We start from the raw sequence: 22006 nt of genomic DNA, 5'->3' as shown, positions 1-22006 counted from the left end.
TACATTATAACCAGTGTCAATTCTAGAACTCGTGCAAGCTAACCTCTCTTGAACTGACTAAAGGACATAACGATGGATATCTTATCTAACACCGTGGCCCTATCGCGGATGCAATTTGCGCTAACCGCCATATTCCATATGCTGTGGCCAGTTCTGACTACGGGAATGGGAATTTATCTGGTAATTGTTGAAGGAATGTGGCTGAAAACTCGCAATCCAGACTACTACCATCACGCTCGTTTTTGGTCTAAACTCTACGTCCTCAACTTCGGTATTGGAGTAGCTTCAGGAATTCCGATGGAATTTCAGTTTGGCACGAATTGGGCACCATTTTCTGAAGCGGTTGGTGACTTTTTTGGCAGCATTTTAGGATTTGAAGCTTCAATGGCATTTATGCTAGAAGCCGGCTTTTTAGGCATTATGCTATTTGGTTGGGAGCGCGTTCACCCGATCGTCCATTATTTCGCTACAATCATGGTAGCCTTCGGCGCTAACCTATCCACAGTCTGGATTTTAGTCGCTAACTCTTGGCTGCAAACTCCTGCGGGGGGAGAAATGGTCAATGGCAAGTTTATTGTCAGCGATTACTTTCAAGCAATTCTGAACCCGTTCGCATTAAACAGCATTCTCCATATGTTTTTTGCGACGTTAGAAACTTCGCTGTTTGTCATTGGGGGAATTAGCGCTTGGTACATTCTCAATAAGCGCAACCAAGCGTTTTTTTCCAAGTCTTTAAAAATTGCCATAGCGACAGCAATCGCCGTTGCACCTTTGCAGATATACATCGGACATTTGAGCGCCGAACAAGTCTATCACTATCAACCCACTAAATTAGCAGCAATCGAAGCTAAGTGGGAAACCTCACCAGCGGGAGAGTCCGCAGATTGGACTTTGCTAGCTTTGCCTAATGAAAAAGCCCAAAAAAATGACTGGGAAATTAGCGTACCCAATGGCTTAGGCTACGTTCTGGAATTCAAACAAAAACTCTCCGAACCCGTACTTGGATTGAAGGAATGGAAGCCAGAAGATAGACCCCGGATGGTGGGTTTAATCTATTATTGTTTCCGCATCATGTCCGGCATTGGATTCTTCTTTTTAGGACTGATGCTGTTCAGTATAATTCAGTGGATGCGAGGCAAACTTTCTGCTGAAAATATTAGCAGTCAACCTTGGCTGATGCGCGCTTGGGTATTAGCTGCTCCCCTGGGATATATTGCTGTAGAATCGGGTTGGATTGTGCGCTGTGTGGGCCGACAACCTTGGGCTTTATACGGGCAAATTCGCACTGCTGACGCGGTGTCAAACATCCCCGCCAGCAATGTTTTAACTTCTCTCAGTTTCTTTGCAGTTATTTACAGCTTTTTGTTTGTTTGTGCCTTGTATTTTGGCAGCAGAATTATCCGCCAAGGGCCTAATTTAAGTCTGCCTGTGCCTGGTTTAGACAATGAACCTGCCATCGAAAGTCAACCCGCAGAACACATTCCCGATCAACGTCCCTTGGAAGCACAACAATAGGAGATTTTATGCAAGCTTTGGAGCATTTTCTCCCGCAAGTTTGGTTTGTAGTTTTGGCTTTGTTTCTCCTGCTATATGTCATGCTAGATGGTTTTGACTTAGGAGTAGGAATCCTGTCTCTGACTGCTTCCGACGAGGAACGCCGGGGCATTTTAATGACGAGTTTGGGCAACGTTTGGGACGCGAACGAAACTTGGCTGGTGTTGATGGGAGGCGCTCTGTTTGGCGCATTTCCCCTCGCTTACGGCACGATTTTGACAGCGTTGTACATACCGATTTGCATGATGCTTTTTGGTTTGATCTTTCGCGCTGTAGCCTTTGAATTTCGCGAGCATTCTAATCGCAAGTTATTCTGGAATTATGCCTTTGGTGCTGGCAGTTTTTTAGCAGCTTTAGCTCAAGGATTTGCCCTCGGTGCTGTGCTCGAAGGCATTGCGGTTGATGAAGCTGGTCATTTTGTAGGTTCTACTTGGGATTGGCTGGATTGGCGATCGATCTTGGTTGCTTTGACGCTGATTCAAGGCTATGTTTTGATCGGTTCAACCTATCTAATTATGAAAACGGAGGGCGAACTGCAAACAAATCACTATCGCACGGCTAAAATTGCGGCGGTGACAACTTTAATCGGAGCAGTTTTAATTACGATCGCCACTCCGATTTTTTACGAAAGTGCTAGAGCCAGGTTGTTCGATAAACCGCTAGTTTATGTCTTTGCCACGATTCCTTTGTTGGGAGTGCTATTGGTGGGACTGCTGCTGAAAAGTCTCGCAAATAAAGAAGAACGAACGCCGTTTGTCTGGACGATTCTGATTTTCTTGCTTACTTTCATCGGCTTGGGATTAATTGTTTTTCCCTACATTATTCCCTCGCAAATCACCATTTACCAAGCCGCAGCTTCGCCCAGCGCCCTGGTATTTATGATTGTGTTTATGGGCGTTCTGCTCCCGATTATGATTTTTTACAACATCTACAATTATGTTGTGTTTCGGGGTAAGGTTGTCGGCGGCCACTACGGCGAATAAAGCATAATACAACCGCAGATGCAGGCAAATATACGCAGATACTATCAAGTTTCTATACTGGTTAATCTGCGTATATTTGCGGTTAAAAATTACAAATTATTGTTTTATGATACCATCACAACTTACGAAACCATACTATACATACCATAGCCAATAGGGCAGAATAGGGAAAGGAACTGGTTGAGAATTAGCGATCACACCTCATACGATTTAAGATTTGAGATTGCTCGCACGGATGAGTCCGGGGGCTTGTCACCAAAATGCTTGATTGTCAAATAATAGTTGATAAACATAGGGAAAAAATTACAGTTAATTCTGTACCTAGCGAGGGTGCAGAGTTGGCGATCGCTATCTTTGTCACATAATAAAATAAAATAGAAGGGAATGTTTTAATTTAACTGTTGTATAAACGAGTTATGGATGCGATCGCAAATTTGTCAGGTTATGAAATTACAGAGAAACTTTATGTAGGTACACGTACCTTAGTCTATCGAGGCATCCGTACCCGTGACCAATACCCAGTCGTCGTCAAACTGCTGCGAAACAAATACCCCACCTTCAACGAGCTCGTCCAGTTTCGCAACCAATATACCATTGCCAAAAATCTCGACTTCCCTCACCTCGTCAAACCCCTGACGCTGGAAGTATACCAGAATAGCTATGTCCTAGTAATGGAAGACTTTGGCGGAGTCTCCCTATCTACTTATCTCAAAACCGCAACAAATGAAACCGAATCATCTCAAGTTTTACCTTTAGCAGAATTTCTCCCACTCGCCATACAACTAACAGACATTATCCACTATCTCTACCAAAAGCGAGTCATTCACAAAGATATTAAACCCGCTAATATTCTTATTAATCCAGACACTAAACAAATTCAACTAATTGACTTTAGTATTGCATCCCTCCTACCACGAGAAACCCAAGAAATACAGAATCCCAATATCTTAGAAGGAACATTAGCCTATCTCTCTCCCGAACAAACAGGACGGATGAATCGAGGCATTGACTATCGTAGTGACTTTTATTCCCTGGGTGTGACTTTTTATGAATTGTTGACAGGAAAGTTGCCCTTTATCTCGGATGATCCGATGAAATTGGTGCATTGTCATCTCGCCAAACAGTCGAAACCGAGCCATCACATTAATCCTGAAATTCCCCCGATTTTATCGCAAATTATCAGTAAGCTAATGGCGAAAAATGCCGAAAATCGCTATCAGAGTGCATTAGGACTCAAGCACGATTTAGAGATTTGTTTAGTTCAGTTACAAAAAACAGCACAAATAGAATCTTTTGAACTCGGAAAGCGAGATATTAACGATCGCTTTACTATCCCCGAAAAGCTCTACGGTAGAGAAAAAGAAGTTAATCACCTATTAGCTGCCTTTGAGCGAGTCAGCACAGGTAGCACCGAAATGATGCTAGTAGCAGGTTTTTCGGGAATTGGGAAAACCGCCGTTGTCAATGAAGTTCATAAACCCATTGTCCGTCAGCGCGGTTATTTTATCAAAGGCAAATATGATCAATTTCAACGCAACATTCCCTTCAGTGCCTTTGTGCAAGCCTTCCGCGACTTAATGGGTCAATTGCTATCAGAATCGGATACCCAACTGCAAACATGGAAAACCCAGATTTTAGCAGCCGTGGGAGACAATGGACAAGTATTGATTGACGTAATTCCTGAGTTAGAACGGATAATTGGCGCTCAACCTCCTGCAACAGAATTGTCAGGAAGTGCCGCCCAAACTCGCTTTAATCTGCTAATGCAGAAATTTGTGCAAGTTTTCACGAGCAAAGAACATCCTTTAGTGATGTTTTTGGATGACTTGCAATGGGCGGATTCAGCCTCCCTGAATTTGCTACAATTATTGATGAGGGAGACAGGATATTTATTAGTATTGGGGGCCTATCGAGATAATGAAGTTTCACCTGTGCATCCATTTATCTTAACAGTAGATGAGATAATTAAAAGTGGGGCAATAGTGAAGACGATTACTTTGCAACCATTAAGCCAACCAGATATGAATTTGTTGGTGGCGGATACGCTGAATTGCGACTTATCCCTGACCCAACCTTTGACCAAATTAGTGTATCAAAAAACTCAGGGTAATCCTTTCTTTGCCACTCAGTTTCTCAAGGCATTACATGACGATAAGCTAATTAGCTTTAACTGGGATATTCGGCATTGGCAGTGTGATATTGCCCAAGTCAAAGCCTTAGCGATCACTGATGATGTCGTTGAATTCATGGCTTTGCAATTGCAGAAGTTGCCGCCAGAAACTCAGGATGTTCTCAAATTAGCTGCTTGTATTGGAGCGCAGTTTGATTTGAATACGTTAGTAATTGTCAGTGAGAAATCTGCTGCGATGACGGCTAAAGCTTTATGGAAAGTAATGCAGGAAAGTTTGGTGATTCCCACGACCAAAATCTATAAATTCTTTACGGAATCAGAGAGTGATGAAGTTTTCAAGGCTTCAGCTAATCCCACTTATCGATTTTTACATGATCGCGTCCAGCAAGCCGCATATTCGCTAATTCCAGATTCGCAGAAAAAAGCAACGCATCTCAAAATCGGACAATTACTTCAGCAAAATTGCGCCGAGATAGAGCAAGAAGAAAAACTGTTTGATGTTATCGGGCATTTGAATCGAGGAATTGAGTTAATTACCCAACCTAGCGAACGAGAAGCCTTAGCTAAACTGAACTTGGCAGCCGGTTGTAAAGCCAGAAATTCTACCGCCTACATGGCAGCCAGAGTTTATCTGCAGACAGCCATTGATCTACTAACAGCCAACTGCTGGCAAAGCCAGTATGAATTAACCCTGAACCTCTATGTTGCTGCTGCTGAAGCCGCCTATTTGAATGCTGACTTTGACGGCATGGAAGAGATAGCAGTACAAGTGTTGCAAGCAGCCCAGACAATCTTAGACAAAATCAAAATTTACGAAATTCAAATCGCCGCCCAGACAGCACAGAGCAAGTCACTAGAAGCCATTGCAGTAGCAAGAGATGCACTCTGGCAATTGGGGGTTGAACTACCCATCGCACCTGACGAAGCTTTGATTGGTAAAGCGCTAGAAGCCGTTGCCAGCCAACTCCAAGGTAGACGGATTGAAGAGCTAGTTAATCTCCCGGTGATAACTGATGCCAAGGCTCAGGCTGCCATGCCACTATTAGCAACATTATATTCTCCTATCTTTCTGGGAATGCCCGGTTTGCTGCCCCTACTTAGCTGCAAGATGGTGAGTTTATCTCTTTGCTTTGGGAATGCGCCAGCATCGACGGTGGGGTATGGCATTCACGGACTCGTGTTGTGTGCCTTTTTGGGAGAGGTGGAAACGGGGTATGCCTTTGGTAAATTGGCACTCTTATTGCTTGATAGGTTCAATGTCCGGGAATTCAAGTCGATGATTCTGAATCTATTTGGAGCCTTTATTCAGCATCGCAAAGAAGCAATGAGGGCAGTGATGCTGACGACGAAAGATAGCTATAGGTTGGGCATGGAAACTGGCGATTTTCTAAGTGCTGGCTACAGCATGGTCACTTACAGCTATATGAACTTTTTCAGTGGAGTAGAACTGAGCAATTTGGAATCAGAAATAGCAAGTTACAGCGCCGCCTTGGCTCAAGTAAAGCAATATTCGGCTCAGATTTATGTAGATATGGTAAGGCAGACGGTGAATAACTTAAAGGAAGTCGAGATTCTGTCGGATTGCTTAATCGGCCTGGCCTACGATGAAACAGTGATGATGCCTAAGCATAATCAGGATTATGAATTCACTGCTATCGCCGAGGTTTATATCTACAAACTGTTGCTTGCTTACTGCTTTGGTAACTACAAAGAGGCGAGCAATTACATTAGCCAAGCCCAGCCCTATTTGATAGCAGTACCAGGATGTATTTTTATTCCCATTTTCCATTTCTATGCAGCCCTGACGCATCTGGCGCTCTTCCCCACACACCCTGAAATTGAGCAAGCTGACATTCTCACCTCTGTGGAAATCCATCAAACGACTCTGCACCAGTGGGCGCAAAATGCTCCCATGAATCATTTGCATAAATGGTATTTGGTTGAAGCAGAACGGCAGCGGGTTTTGGGCAATAAAGCAGATGCACTTGAAATGTACGATCGCGCGATCTCCCTCGCTAAAGAAAATCTATTCCTCAACGAAGAAGCCCTCGCCAACGAACTAGCAGCTAAATTCTACTTGGAATGGGGCAAAGAAAAAGTAGCTCAAGCCTACATGATTGAAGCGTATTATTGTTATGCCCGCTGGGGAGCTAAAGCCAAAATAGACGATTTGGAAAAACGTTATCCTCGCCTACTCGGTATTATCCTTCAGCAACCTCAATCCTTTAGTTCCTTTAAGGAAACGATCGCCCGGGGAACAATTACTTATAATACCAACTCTTCTAGCAGCAACTCGAATTTTCTAGATTTGCCTACTCTGATCAAAGCCTCTCAAGCCATTTCTGGGGAGATCGAACTAGATAAACTCCTGACTACTCTTTTAAAAATAGCGATCGCGAATGCTGGCGCCACTAAGTGCGTCTTATTGCTCAAACAAAAACAGTATTTACAGGTAGCGGCTCTTGTAGCAGAGGGACAGGAACCTAAGCTATTACCATCAATACCTCTAGAATCTAGTCAGGATGTAGCAATTAGTTTGGTTAATACGGTCAAGCGTAGTTTGAAACCTTTGGTAATAGTTGATGCTAGGGTAAGTTCCCAGGTTGCGAGCGATCGCTATATTGAACAGCACCAGCCGATCAGTGTTCTTTGTATGCCCATTCTTAATCAAGGGCAGTTGATAGGAGTTTTATACCTGGAAAATAACCTGACGGTTGGGGCATTTACGAGCGATCGCATTGAAGTGCTAAATTTGCTGGCTTCTCAAGCTGCTATTTCCTTAGAAAATGCCCGTTTGTATCAAGAATCTCAACAAGCATTTACCGATCTCAAACAAGCACAAATAAAAATAGTTCAAAGCGAAAAGATGTCAGCATTGGGAAACTTAGTGGCTGGGGTAGCTCACGAAATTAATAATCCAGTTGGTTTTCTGGTTGGTAATATTCAACCCGCCTTAGATTATATCAAAGATTTGTTTGGATTGCTCGATTTGTATGAACAAAAATATCCGCAACTCGATCCAGAAATTCAAGAAGAAATCGAGAACATCGATCTTGACTACATCCGGGAAGATTTACCGAAATTAATAGGTTCGATGCGGGAAGGCGTGAAGCGGATTCGGGATATTAGTACCAGTCTACGGACATTCTCCCGTGCCGATACTAACTATCCCGTACCTTGCAATATCCACGATGGCATCGATAGCACCATTATGATTCTGAAACATCGCCTCAAGGCTAACGATACTCGTCCAGAAATCAAAGTGATTAGGGAATATGGGAATTTGCCACCCGTGGAGTGTTATGCCGGACAGTTGAATCAAGTATTTATGAATTTGTTAGGTAATGCGATCGATGCTTTGGAGGAATCAAATCAAGGACGACCTTATGCAGAAATTGCTAATGAAATTACCATTAAAACCGACATTTTTCGGGACAACAAACAAGCGAGAATTTGGATCAAAGATAACGGTGTGGGCATGAGTGAAGCTGTGCAAGAGAAGATTTTTGATGAGTTATTTACTACCAAGGAAGTAGGGAAAGGCACGGGATTGGGTTTGGCGATCGCACGGCAGATTGTGGTTGAGAAACACGGCGGTACAATCGAGGTAAATTCTGTATTGAGAGCAGGGACGGAGTTTACAATTTTATTGCCGATGAAAGGATAAGACTATTATCTTGATAGAGCGCCATCTTTCTCTTTAAAAGTGAAAAAGAATAAAAGCGGTAGAGTCTGTCGCTTGGGGATTTCGCAGTTTTATTTTCCTCAGACTAGACCAATAAAAGTGTATAATTAGTTACAATAGTCAATGTCTGAGATGGGGTAATCCAGATGAGTGCAGCAGTGGATTTGACGAAGCGAGTTTCAGGATATCATCTGGTTGAGCAATTATACTGTGGTTCCAGAACCCTAGTTTATCGAGCCATTCGAGAAACAGATCAGCTTCCGGTTGTCATTAAACTATTAAATCGAGACTATCCCAGCTTCAGCGAACTGCTGCAATTCCGCAACCAGTACACCATCGCCAAAAACCTACGTCTGCCGGGAGTCGTTGAACCCTACAATTTGGACTCCTATCGCCACAGCTATGCCCTAGTAATGGAGGATTTTGGGGGCATTTCTCTGCGAGACTACGCCCAAGAGGCATCGCTGACTCTAGCAGAAATATTGGAAATTGCCATTCAAATAACTGACATCCTTGACGGACTGTACCGAAACCGAGTCATCCACAAAGATATTAAGCCAGCTAACGTCCTCATACATCCGAAAACTAAACAAATTAAACTAATTGACTTTAGCATCGCCTCCCTACTGCCGAGAGAAACTCAAGAAATTCAAAATCCCAACGTTTTAGAAGGAACCCTCGCCTATATTTCTCCCGAACAAACTGGACGAATGAACCGAGGCATCGACTACCGCACCGACTTTTATTCTCTGGGAGCCACCTTTTACGAACTCCTGACAGGAAAACTGCCATTTGAATGTGACGACCCCATGGAGTTGGTTCACTGCCATATTGCCAAACAACCTCCTTCAATAAACAGCAAAGAAATCCCGCAGGTGGTTTCGGATATTGTCATGAAGCTAATGGCAAAAAATGCCGAAAAACGCTATCAAAGTGCCTTGGGATTGAAGCATGACTTAGAACGGTGTTTGCAGCAGTGCCAAGAAACTGGAAAGATTGAAACTTTTGAGTTAGGAACGCGGGATGTATGCGATCGCTTCCTGATTCCCGAAAAACTCTATGGTCGAGAACGAGAAATACAGCAACTTTTAGCAGCCTTTGAACGAGTAGCACAAGGGAACAGCGAAATGATGCTCGTTGCAGGCTTTTCCGGCATCGGAAAAACCGTTGTGGTCAATGAAGTTCACAAACCTATTGTCCGAAAGCATGGCTATTTCAGTAAAGGTAAATTTGACCAGTTCAATCGCAATATTCCCTTTTCGGCATTTGTGCAAGCCTTTCGCGATTTAATGACACAATTGCTCAGTGAAAGCGATCTTCAAATCCAAGCATGGAAAACCAAAATTTTAGCAGCCCTTGGTGACAACGGACAAGTCATTATTGAAGTCATTCCTGAACTAGAACGGATTATCGGACAACAACCCCCAGCCCCAGAATTATCAGGGATAGCTGCTCAAAATCTGTTCAATTTACTATTCCAAAAATTTATCTCTGTCTTTACCACAAAAGAGCATCCCTTAGTGATGTTTCTGGATGACTTACAATGGGCTGATTCGGCATCTTTAAAGTTGATGCAGTTGCTCATAGGTGAATCCCAATCCAGTCACCTGCTATTAATTGGAGCCTATCGAGACAATGAAGTTTCCCCTGCCCATCCCTTGATGTTGACTTTAGATGAAGTCACTAAAACAGGGGCAACTGTCAATACCATCACACTGGCACCTCTGGCTCGAACCAGTTTGAATCAATTAGTAGCAGATACGCTGACTTGTTCTCTTAACTTAGCAGAACCGCTGACGGAATTGGTGTATCAGAAGACAAAAGGAAACCCATTTTTTGCGACGCAGTTTCTCAAGGCATTGCATCAAGATGAAGTGATTATTTTTGATATTAAAGCAGGATATTGGCAGTGCGATATTAGCAAAATTACCGAAGCTGCACTGACGGATGATGTAGTTGAATTCATGGCGCAGCAGTTACAGAAATTGCCCGTTGAAACTCAGTCAGTTTTAAAATTAGCCGCTTGCATTGGCAATCAGTTCGATCTGACAACATTAGCAATTGTTTCGCAAATATCTGAGACTGAAACGGCAACGGCTTTATGGAAAACTTTACAGGAAGGTTTTGTTTTACCTCAGAGTGAGATTTATAAATTTTATGTAGGGGAAGAAGACAATATCGATCGAGCTACTTCTCAAACAGTTTCCTATCGCTTCTTGCACGATCGCGTCCAGCAAGCTGCTTATTCTTTGATTCCGGAAGAAGAACGCGCGATCGCCCATTATCAAATCGGGCAATTACTCCTGCAACAAATTTCAGCCGAAGCCAGAGAAGAACGCATTTTTGAATTAGTCAATCAGTTGAACTACGGAACCATAATGGTTGTAGAACAGCAGGAAAGGGAGGAACTCGCCCAACTCAACCTCACTGCTTGCCGCAAAGCCAGAGCAGCCACCGCATATCAAGCCGCCCGCGAATATGCCACAGTGGGCCTGAAACTGCTGGGAACAGACGCTTGGCAACGGCAGTACGAAATGACCCTATCTTTGTACGACTTGGCTGCCGAGGTGGCTTTTTTGGCAGGCGATTTTGAGCAGATGCACCAGTGGATTGAGGCGGTGATTCATCATGCGAAAACACCTTTAGAACAGGTGCAAGTTTACCAAGTCAAAATCCAGGCATTGGTAGCCCACAATAAATTTGTCGAGGCGATCGCGATCGGTCAATCAGTCTTCCAAATGTTAGGCGTCAACCTACCAAATGAACCAACCCTAGACGATATTCGGCAGTTGAAGCAGGAAATTGATGCCCTAATTGAGGGTCGCTCAATTGAGACATTCATTCATCTGCCGAACATGACTGATGCCCAGCAGTTAGCAATTATGCAAAATGCGGCTCGTCTTACACCCGTCTGTTACATGACAGGCTCAAAGCTCTATTTCCTAATAGTTGCTCTACAGGTCAAATTATCAATTCAATTTGGAAATAGTCCTGTTTCGCCCTATTGCTACGCTGGTTACGCCTTCCAACTGAGAATTCTGTGGGGAGACATGACAAAGGTGCCTCAGTTTGGGCAATTAGGATACCAACTCGCCTCAGAGCCAGATGCCAAAAATATTCGAGCCGCAACAGCCCTGTTAATGGGGGGATATGTTGGTCATTGGACGACCCATCTACAAGAATCGCTGCCCATTCTTCTCGATGGCTATCAAGCTGGATTGGAAACCGGCAATCTAGAATTTATGGGCTACGACGCCCAGTTGTACTGCTTTAATGCTTATTGGTGCGGTCAACCGCTAAGTGAACTCGAACCCCAAATTCGCGCCTATTACCAACAGTTGTGCGACCTCCACCAAGTCACAGCAGCAAACTGTGTTTTGGCTTACTGGCAAGCTGCTCTCATTCTGCTGGGTGAGTCAGAGAACGAGATTCCCTTACGCCAAGATTCATACGAAGAAAAAATCCTGGATGAGGCCAAAGTCGATTTTTACCGACTATCCTTCTTTTATCTGTATCGATTCACATTAAATTACTGGCTCCAAGACTTTGCCCAAGCGGAACACGATGGGGCTCAAACCCGACAGTATTTGGCCGGAGGGATGGGAAGTGTCGTTGAACCGATCTTATATTTCTATGATTCTCTGACCGTGCTGGCTACTCCTGGTGAATCGAAAACTGAGTCGGAGCCTCGATGGCAGCGAATGCAAGAAAATCAAGAAAAGTTAAAAGAATGGGCGCATTATGCTCCCATGAATTACTTGCACAAGTACCATTTAGTTGAAGCCCAAAAGCATCAACTCCTCAATTGCAAAACAGAAGCTCTAGAATTTTACGATCTAGCAATTCAAGGAGCCAAAGAAAACGGTTATATCCAAGAGGAAGGATTAGCCAACGAACTCGCAGCAAAATTCTACTGGGAATGGGGCAAAGAAAAAGTCGCCGCCAGCTATATGCAGGAAGCATATTACTGTTATGCCCGTTGGGGTGCACTAGCCAAAGTTGAAGACTTAGAACAACGCTATCCCCAATTACTTCATCCCATCCTGAATCAGCCCAAACTTCGCTTTAATCCCCTAGAGACGCTAGCAACGATGAGCCCGTCTTCGCACACTTCCACCAGCAGCAGCACGAGTATTTCCGATGCCCTTGATTTCGCATCTATTGTGCAAGCTGCTCAAGCTTTATCCAGTAAAATTCAGCTTGATGAATTACTCGACACCCTCAATCAAATTATTTTGAAAACTTCTGGAGCAGAAACGTGTGCTTTGCTACTCCCCCATCAGGATGAATGGCAAATCCGAGCAATAACTCACATCAATCCAGATAACGAGTTACCCACAACCTTACTGCAAACCCAACCTATAGATGGCTCGGCGGTGATTCCGCTCAAGCTGGTTTATTATGTCAAACACACCCTGGAAACTGTGGTTATTGAAGGTGGCAAGACCGATATTCCGGGTTTAATGAATGACTGTACGCTCCAGTATCACTCTCAGAGTATGCTATGTACTCCAATTGTCGATCGCGGGAACTTAGTTGCGATACTTTATCTCGAACATCGATCGACAAAAGGAGTGTTTACTCGCGATCGGCTCCTCGTCCTCAACTTCCTCTGCACCCAGGCTGCCATTTCCTTAGAAAATGCGCGACTGTATCAGCAAGCGCAGGACTATGCCCACCAGGTTGAACAATCTCAACTGCAATTAGTACAGAGCGAAAAAATGTCGGCTTTGGGTAATTTAGTAGCCGGGGTAGCCCATGAAATTAATAATCCAGTCGGTTTTATTTCTGGGAATATCCATGAAGCGATCGCCGCTGTCAAAGATCTGACCAAATACCTGCAAGTCTACCAAGAAAAATTTCCCCATCCTGGGGATGAAATCGAGCAAATAGCAGAAGAACTTGATATTGAATATCTCGTAGAAGATTTACCCAAAATGTTGAATTCGATGCAAATCGGGTGCGATCGCATCCAAGGTATCAGCACCAGTCTTCGTACCTTCTCCAGAGCAGACAAAGACTACAAAGTTCCTTTCAATATTCATGACGGAATTAACAGTACAATTTTGATCCTCAAACACAGATTGAAAGCGAACGAACAGCGTCCAGCGATTGAAGTTGTGAAAGAGTACGGCAACTTGCCATCAGTTGATTGCTTCCCCGGACAATTAAATCAGGTGTTTATGAATATATTGGCGAATGCGATTGATGCAGTGGAAGAATCAAATCGCGAAGCTGGTTTAGAGAAGATTAAAGCCCCAGCTAATTGCATCACGATTCGGACAGAAATGAAGTCTTCTGAGTGGGTGACGATTCGCATTTATGACAACGGGCCAGGGATATCCGATGAGATAAAAGGTCATATTTTTGACCACTTATTTACAACCAAAGGTGTGGGGAAAGGTACCGGGTTGGGTTTGGCGATCGCACGGCAAATTGTAGTTGAGAAACACTCTGGTATGCTAGAAGTCAACTCAACTTTAGGTCGAGGTACAGAATTTACGATTTCACTGCCATGTTGATTATTAGCTTGGTAATTTATAGCCAATTTTTGGATTTTTTTTGAAAATGGATTTTTCTTTACAGCCCACTTGACAATCGTACTAATTTATAAAGGAATTTCGATCGCAAATTCCGTACCTTCTCCTACGGTGGAACGGCAGCTCAAGGCTCCGGCGTGTTTTTCCGCCACAATTCGGTAACTGATGGCTAACCCTAAACCCGTGCCTTTTCCCATCGGTTTTGTCGTGAAAAACGGGTCAAATAATCGGCTCCGCACGTCTTCTGTCATGCCGATCGCATTATCGGCAATGCGGATACAAATACTATTTTCGTTCAGGGCTTCTGTGCGAATGCTAATAGTTGGTTTCCAATCGTCCCCGACCGCCGCAGCTCGCCTTTTTTGGTTGCAAGCATCTTCCAAGGCGTCAATACTGTTGCTAAGCAGATTCATAAATACCTGATTGAGCTGACCTGCATAACATTCTATTAAAGGGAGTTGACCGTAATCTTTGATTATTTTTATTTCGGGATAGTCGCCTCTGGCTCGGAGTTTATTGTGCAATATTAAGAGGGTATTATCTATGCCTTCGTGAAGGTTAGTAGGTTTTTTTACCGAGTCGTCTAAACGCGAGAAGTTTCGCAAACTCAGAACTATTTCGCGAATGCGATCGGCTCCCATTTTCATCGAAGATAATATTTTTAGCAAATCTTCTGTCAAAAACTCTAAATCGATATTGTCAATACATTGTTGAATTTCTACCGCTGGCTGAGGATAGTGTTTTTTGTAAAGTTCCACAAGCTGCAACAAGTCTCTGATATATTGGCTAGCATAGGAAATATTGCCGTAGATAAAACTGACCGGGTTATTAATTTCGTGAGCTACTCCAGCTACCATTTGACCGAGACTTGACATTTTTTCGGTATGAATTAGGTGAGCTTGAGTTTCTCGGAGTTCTTTGAGAGCGATTTCTAGCTGCTGGGCTCTGTTGTTGGCGATCGCCTCGGAGAGTCGCAAAGCATCCTCCGCTGCTTTGCGCTCTGTCATATCAAAAATCGCACCGTTGAGGGATAAAACTTCACCGTCTGCGTTGAAAAGGGCTTGACCTTTCTCTGCAACCCACCGCACATTTCCGTCGCAGTGCATCAGGCGATATTCGATGATATAAGGTTGTTTTGTTTTAATAGCCCGATCGATAATTGTCTCGATATGCTGCACGTCATCGGGATGAACTATACTCGGAAAAGCCTGCACCGGTTTTTGCATAAAGTTAGCTGCGGGATAGCCGGAAATAGCTTCTATGCCACTGCTGATAAAAGTTAGGCTCGATCGCCCAGCAGCACTGCAACGGTAAACTGCACCAGGAATGCTAGAAACTAATGACCTAAATTCTTCTTCCCTTTCTCGCAAAGCTGCCTCAATCCGCTTACGCTCGCTAATGTCACGAGCAAACGCACACTGATATTCTTTGCCGTTAAATTCCAAATGATCGATCGTAATTTCTACCGGAAAAATGCGACCGTACTTAGTGACGTGGTGAACTTCAATATTAACCGAACCGCAGCGTTTTAAGACTTTCCAGTGCAAACTCCAAGCAGTTTGGGGAAAATCTGGATTGATGTCGTGTACGGTCATCGAAAGCAATTCTGCTGCAGAATATCCCAATGAAGTGCAAGCAGAGTCGTTGACGTACAAAAATTTACCGTCCGACCCGATCCAGAATACCGCATCTGCCGATCGGTCGATCGCAAACTGAGTCAGTTGCAACTTTTCCTCAACTCGGTGGCGATCGGCAATTTCTTTTTCTAACTGTTCGTTAAGCGAATTGATATCTAAAGCGCGATCGACAATAGTATCGGAAGGGGAAAAATTGAGGGATGGTTTTGCCAATTCTCCTTTGTGGATATCATGCTGGTGATGGTTTTTTTCTACCTGTTTTAACGGCAGTTGTTGAAGATTTTCTTTGTGATTTAAACCAGAATCTGCAAGTGCTTTCGGCATGAGGGCGAGAGCGACTGCGGCTAAAAGCAAAGAAATCAAAGCACTTGTAGCTTTGAGAGTTACCGACAGCCAATATATGGAATGCCAAAGCGTCCAAACTTCCGTCAATTTGGCAGCGCCCCAGGCAAAAAAAACAACGGCAAACAGCCGGAAAATCTTGCGGTGAGAACCTTGGCGGGAAAAATAAACTAAAGAGAGGGCGATCGAGCAATAAGCCAGTGCCGTCAGGGAGTCAAAAACAGCGTACAGTCGCAACTCCGGTACCGCGTTGCAGCCGAGTGTGGAAGATACAGCAAGTGTTGAAAAAAAAATTGTTAATTGTTCTTGCATAAAGTTCAAGAAAAAAATTATCTGTACCAATGCAAATCAGATCAAATCTAATTATTTGATTTTGGCTAGTGAAATATTTACATAATTATATACTTTTTTCATTTTTTATGAAACAGCTATTTTGTAAAGGAATGTCAAAACTGTCTCGGTTAGGCTTTGGGAGCGAAGGTTTCCCGAAGTATGAGCCATGCCGAGCGTCACGGCTCGCAACGCTTACAACGCTTACGTTGCTCCCTGTGACGGAATAGATAGGTTCGCCTACTGATTGCTTCAGAAACATTTAAATTGTTAATGATCCCTATTAAATTTTCTTTTAGATTACTTAAGCAGTGAGCCAGAGGTTTTTAACCCCTGGCTCACAGATGGACTAGCAGACTTTTAAGGCAGAGAAAATCTCAATTTTTGCGCTGGGAATCCACAATTAAGCGCCGCCGAGCGCCCAATGCACCAAAGTCCGAACTCCAAAACCGGTAGCGCCAGGGCCATTGTAGCCATTTTCTTTGTCAGTCCAAACCGGGCCGGCAATATCTAAATGCGCCCATGCAGTATCCTTGACAAACTGCTTCAAAAATAGCGCCGCCGTAATCGAACCGCCGGGACGTGGGCCTGTGTTTTTCATGTCAGCGTGCAATGCTTTCAAGCCCTCAAAATATTTTTCTTCCATCGGCATTCGCCAAAATTTTTCGCCTGCCAATTCTGAGGCCGCGACTATTTCGGCGGCGACGCTATCTTGAGGACTCCACAAACCCGCGATATCGTCGCCTAAAGCAATTACGCAGGCCCCGGTTAGAGTTGCTAAATCGACAATCGCGTCAACTCCCAATTTATCAGCAAATACCAAAGCATCAGCCAGGGTTAAACGACCTTCAGCGTCGGTATTGTTGACTTCAATTGTTTTGCCGTTGGAAGCTGTAAGGATGTCTCCTGGGCGCATGGCGCGGCCGCTGATCATGTTTTCAGTGACGGCGCTGATAAAGTGAACTTCCACATCGGGTTTGATGTGTCCGATCGCCTTTGCCGCTCCCAAAGTAGCCGCAGCGCCGCCCATATCTACTTTCATCATTTCAATGCCGCTGCCCGCACCTTTGATGTTCAAACCGCCAGAATCAAAGGTCAATCCTTTGCCGACAATAGCTATTTTGCGGCGCGGTGTACCTTCGGGTTTGTAAGTTAAATGGATGAATTTTGGTGGTAAATCAGATGCTAGGGCTACGCCGAGAAAGGCTCCCATGCCGAGTTTTTCACAGTCTTCCCGCTCCAGTATTTCTAATTCTAAACCGCATTCGGCAGCCAGACTTTGAGCAGTTTCTGCCATGGTAATCGGGGTGACAAAATTTGCAGGCGCTGCGACTAATTCGCGTGCTAAAATGACTCCGGCAGTGATTTGACGGGCGCGGGCGATCGCACTTTCGGTACCGGCAAAACCGAGCAAATGAATTTGTTCGATTTGCGGGCTTTTGTCTTCCTGTTCCGATTTGAAACGGTTGTCTTGATTTAGGGAAAGTTCTACACCTTCGGCGATCGCGCTTGCTGTAACATCCGGCGCGTTTTTCCACACCGGAAAGCTAATTCCGAGGGTTTTGCATTTCTCTTTTTTGGCTAACTTGGCGCAAACGCCTGCTGCTTGCCGCACGGTGTCTAATTTTAAGTCCTCTGTTTTGCCCAAACCGACGATCGCAATTTTGCGAATGGGATTATTGCCGCCCACGCGGGTGATGGCGCTCGTGCCCACTTTGCCCTTAAAATCTACTTCCAGTAGCAGCTCTTTCAAAGTGCCTGCAAGCTTTTCATCTAATTGTGCCAGCTCGCCCGTGAGTTCCAGGGCGTCCTCAAATAGACCAATTGCCAGGGCGTCTCCCGTCCAAACAGAGCGGGGCGTATCGGTGACTAGAAATTCCATGTTTTGATTTACACTTTAGATTTTAGATTTTTGATTGTACTTTGTAGTGGGTGGTTTGGGGTTTTTCATTGGTGCGGGGAAATAGATCGATCGCACAAATTCTTCGCTCCACATCGAAATAAATTCTGCTACTATATCAGCCAAGTCCGCCTGCGATCGGATCTTCCACCAATCTCAATCATCTGTTTGGGGGTCGGCTGTCCGTTTTTGCCCCACTCTTAACATTTATTTCTCGTTGAACAGGCATCCTGCCTGTGATGGCGTGGAACACCCATCCTGCCTGTGATAGCTCTTGACAAACGATCGGTTCTTTATATCTTATTCTCTTAAATTTTCCCATGCTAAAACGACGCCGGGCCCGATTTTCTGTTTTAATCAGCGTTTCAGTTTGCGTTATTGCGATCGGCTCTTTGGTTGCTGCGATGAAATGGATGGGTTTTGGCTCGGTCCAGAAGGCCGAGCAGCCGCTGAATGCAGCGAATTCCGAATCGCAAGTCAAGATGCTGGTATCGCTATCACCTAGCGAGCGATCGGCGCAATTAGTTGAACTCGCAACCAGTCAGTCTGCAAGTACGAACCCGCAGCAGGAAATCTCCCCTCAAAGCCGCGCCCGCTATCTGCTTGCCAGCGATTTAATCCAGCAAGGAAATGCGGCCAAAGCATTAAAGTTATTGGACAAATTAGAGCAAGAATATCCGGTTTTAGCTGCTCACATTGCCTTAAAAAGAGCGCAAGCTTACCAATTGACCGGCGACAAGGGCAAAACTCAAAAAGCTTGGGAGGAACTGCTCAAAAACTATCCGAGCGACCCGGTAGCAGCGGAAGCTTTATATGTTTTAGGCAAGTCAAAACCGGAATATTGGCAACAGGCAATTACTGAATTTCCGGGTCATCCCCGCAGCGTAGAAATTGCCCTCCGCAAGTTAAAAGAAAATCCCAATCAGCCGAAGTTGATGCTGCTCGTAGCAAAACACGGTCATTATGTCAAAGATTACGGGACAATTTTGGAACAACTGGTGCAGCGAAACAGCGCCGGTTTGAAACCGGAAGATTGGGAAGAAATTGCCTTTGGCTATTGGGAAAAACAAGATTATGGCAAAGGAGCTATTGCTTACGGGAAAGCCCCCCGCAACGCCAAAAATCTTTACCGCAAAGCTCGCGGTTTGTGGCTCGACGGAAAAATCCCGGAATCCAGAATTGCCTATCAAGAATTAGTGCGCGAGTTTCCCGATGCCGAAGATACTGGTTTGGGTTTAATTCGGCTATCGCGGCTGAGCGAACCGAAAGAAGCGATCGTTTTGCTCGATCGAGTTATTAGCAAATTCCCCAATTATGCCCCCGAAGCTTTGTTAGATAAATCCCAACTTCTCGACAAAGCACGCAGCGGTCAATCCGCCTCAGATACCCGGAAGTTGCTATTGACAAAATACAATAATTCTGATAAAGCAGGGGAATTGCGGTGGACGATCGCCCAACAGTTTGCCAAAGGCGGAGATTTAAAATCAGCTTGGCAGTGGGCGAGAGAATTAACCACCCACAATCCCGACAGCGAACAAGCTCCAGAAGCAGCATTTTGGGTCGGGAAATGGGCACAGCAACTCGGTCGGCAACAAGACGCCAAGACTGCATTTGACTATACTATTTTACGCTATCCAGAATCATATTTTGCGTGGCGATCGGCTGTACTTCTCGGCTGGCCCGTCGGCGACTTTACCACAGTCCGAGATTTGTCTCCCAATGTAGTGCGGCCCCCTCAGCGCCCCGAACCAACTGCGGGTTCTCCTGCGTTGAAAGAACTCTATCAATTAGGTCAAGATAGAGATGCTTGGACGCTGTGGCAAATAGAATTTATCGACCGCGTAGAACCAAGTATTGCCGAACAGTTTACCGACGGTTTAATGCGAGTTGCAGTTGGAGACAATTTAGACGGTTTGTGGATGGTTGGGAGTTTGAGGCAGCGCGATAAACCAGATGATAGAACCCAATACCTCGAACTCAGACAGCAACCGATTTATTGGCAAGCACTTTATCCTTTTCCTTACTTAGAAACCATTGTCAAATGGTCGCAAGAACGCCAACTAAATTCAGTATTAGTAACAGCATTAATCCGCCAAGAATCGCGCTTTATGCCCGCCATAAAATCATCAGTTGGCGCCACTGGTTTAATGCAAGTAATGCCGGAAACAGCAGCTTGGGTTGCTGGACAAATCAGCCTCAAAAAGTATTCATTGGAGAATGTGGACGATAACGTTAAACTCGGTACGTGGTATTTGGATCACACTCACGACGAGTACAAGAATAACTCGATGTTAGCTGTGGCGAGTTACAATGCCGGGCCAACTGCAGTAGCAGATTGGTTGAAGAGGTTTAATTTTAGTGACCCGGATGCTTTTGCGGAAAAGATTCCGTTTCCTGAAACGAAAGGATACGTGAAATCGGTGTTTGAGAATTACTGGAATTATCTGCGGATTTACAACCCAGAAGTTAATCAGTTAATGAGTGAGCATTATGCGGCTGCCCAGAAAAAAGCAAAGCCTTAGTAAATTGGGTTTAAGCTAAGCTTTCAGAAACGAGATCTCCGGCCCGTTCCACAAATACATTTATTTTGTGTATGGATTTTGTGGGGTGGGCTTCTAGCCCGCCCTAAAAAAATGAGAATGGCATCAGGAACAGGCAAGATGCCTGTTCCACCATGAAATTTATTGTGTGTATTTATTGATTGGGGAGTGGGCTTCTAGTCCGGAACAGGCAAGATGCCTGTTCCACAAACAAATTTATTTTGTGTATTTATTGATTGTGGGGTGGGCTTCTAGCCCGCCGCTATCAATGTTCCACAAATTGAAATTATGGGATGATAAAATAAATCAGCGACATCCTAAAGAATCGCGAGTAGAAATCCCAGTTTGAGAATTAATACCGCTAGCTTTTGTGCACAATTCTTTAACTTGTGAGCCGTCCATAATTGCGTCGGTAAAGTCAGCCCCAGTGATATCAACTCCGTCAAAAGTAGAACGCAGCAAAATTGTTTCCGCTAAAATTGCATCAGTTAAATCGGCATTAGTAAATTTCACTTGATCAATCATTGCATTAGTTAAATTGGCTCCGTGCAAATTCGCCTGAGTCATCACTGAAGCGCTCATAATTGCTCCCCGCAAATCGGCATTAGAAAAATTAGTCAAGTCCATATTAGCGTTAGAAAATTCAGCGGCCCGCAGCATTTGACCGGAAAAATCGCGTCTTGTCAGTTCGGCGTTGCTAAAGGACAACGGCGGAGCGTAATATTTAGATTGAGCCTGGGCTGGCTGTGGCAGGATGAAGATAGTTAGCGCCAAGAGCAATGCTGCTAGTTGCCGGAGTTTCATAAATCTGATATTCTCGCAAGGTAGGTATTTCGGAGTGTATCCCGAACTTTGGTCGATCGACTAAACAGGTACAATCTTAATTAATAGTGATGGAGATGGAAAAAAAGATATGCTAAGTTTTTTCTTAACTTGGATAGTAGCAGCGGTGTCGCTGATCATTACCGCTAACATTGTACCAGGTATTTCGGTGGTTAGCTTTCCGGCTGCGATGGTGGCTGCTGTTGTTATCGGATTGGTGAACGCGGTTGTCAGACCGATTCTTACATTGCTGACGCTGCCTTTGACCATTATTACTTTAGGTTTGTTTTTATTCGTTGTGAATGCAATTTCGCTTTCCCTGGCTTCGTGGTTGGCAGGTGCGTTCAATATCGGCTTTGCGGTTAACGGTTTTTGGCCGGCTTTGTTTGGTTCGATTGTTTTGTCATTCGTTTCTGGGTTGATTGGTCGATTTGTGAATGCCAATACTTTATCTCAGTAATACATTAGATCTCTTGCAAAATAATTTTATGATATAATGAAAAGTTTTGCTGAGATTTAATTGAATCCCAACTCCTAACTTA

Annotated in this window: 9 protein-coding genes; 6 read left to right on the top strand and 3 right to left on the bottom strand. The window is 44.4% G+C overall.

Annotation, left to right across the window (positions count from 1 at the left end; all coding sequences use genetic code 11):
- Positions 1 to 72: 72 nt before the first annotated feature.
- From QUA90_RS12450 to QUA90_RS12435, 4 genes are all read left to right on the top strand, one after another.
- The gene (locus QUA90_RS12450; RefSeq protein ID WP_333324856.1) at positions 73 to 1515 is read left to right on the top strand and encodes a cytochrome ubiquinol oxidase subunit I; all 1443 of its coding nucleotides are present in this window, start codon (positions 73 to 75) and stop codon (positions 1513 to 1515) included.
- An 8-nt stretch (positions 1516 to 1523) separates the two neighbouring features.
- Complete coding sequence (gene cydB / locus QUA90_RS12445; protein ID WP_333383491.1) at positions 1524 to 2537, top strand: cytochrome d ubiquinol oxidase subunit II; 1014 nt, start codon at positions 1524 to 1526, stop codon at positions 2535 to 2537.
- Between the two features lie 416 nt (positions 2538 to 2953).
- On the top strand, positions 2954 to 8335 hold the full coding sequence (locus QUA90_RS12440; RefSeq protein WP_333445824.1) for an AAA family ATPase: 5382 nt from the start codon (positions 2954 to 2956) through the stop codon (positions 8333 to 8335).
- Positions 8336 to 8499: 164 nt separating this feature from the next.
- Positions 8500 to 13875, top strand: coding sequence for an AAA family ATPase (locus tag QUA90_RS12435; RefSeq protein WP_333445745.1), 5376 nt, complete (start codon positions 8500 to 8502; stop codon positions 13873 to 13875).
- 86 nt (positions 13876 to 13961) lie between these two features.
- Here the strand turns inward: QUA90_RS12435 and QUA90_RS12430 are convergent, their stop codons facing one another.
- On the bottom strand, positions 13962 to 16184 hold the full coding sequence (locus QUA90_RS12430; protein WP_333324849.1) for a PAS domain S-box protein: 2223 nt from the start codon (positions 16182 to 16184) through the stop codon (positions 13962 to 13964).
- Between the two features lie 421 nt (positions 16185 to 16605).
- Positions 16606 to 18084 carry a leucyl aminopeptidase gene (locus QUA90_RS12425; RefSeq protein WP_333445743.1) on the bottom strand — a complete coding sequence of 493 codons (1479 nt, stop codon included), beginning with the start codon at positions 18082 to 18084 and terminating at the stop codon, positions 16606 to 16608.
- 338 nt (positions 18085 to 18422) lie between these two features.
- Between QUA90_RS12425 and QUA90_RS12420 the strand changes: the two genes are divergently transcribed.
- Entirely contained in the window at positions 18423 to 20624 is a 2202-nt protein-coding gene (locus tag QUA90_RS12420) for a transglycosylase SLT domain-containing protein (protein WP_333445741.1), read from the top strand.
- Between the two features lie 324 nt (positions 20625 to 20948).
- Here QUA90_RS12420 and QUA90_RS12415 read toward each other — a convergent pair whose 3' ends face one another.
- A complete protein-coding gene (locus QUA90_RS12415) occupies positions 20949 to 21446 on the bottom strand; it encodes a pentapeptide repeat-containing protein (protein WP_333445739.1) in 498 nt (165 codons plus the stop codon).
- Between the two features lie 109 nt (positions 21447 to 21555).
- Here QUA90_RS12415 and QUA90_RS12410 point away from each other — a divergent pair, with 109 nt between their 5' ends.
- Positions 21556 to 21924: a phage holin family protein gene (locus QUA90_RS12410; RefSeq protein WP_333083388.1), complete on the top strand. Its 369-nt coding sequence runs from the start codon at positions 21556 to 21558 to the stop codon at positions 21922 to 21924.
- The last annotated feature ends 82 nt before the right edge of the window (positions 21925 to 22006 follow it).

The organism is Microcoleus sp. D3_18_C4, from assembly GCF_036702355.1.
GTDB lineage: Bacteria > Cyanobacteriota > Cyanobacteriia > Cyanobacteriales > Microcoleaceae > Microcoleus.
Note: the sequence above shows the minus strand (reverse complement) of the source record. Positions and strands in the feature narration are given on the sequence as shown.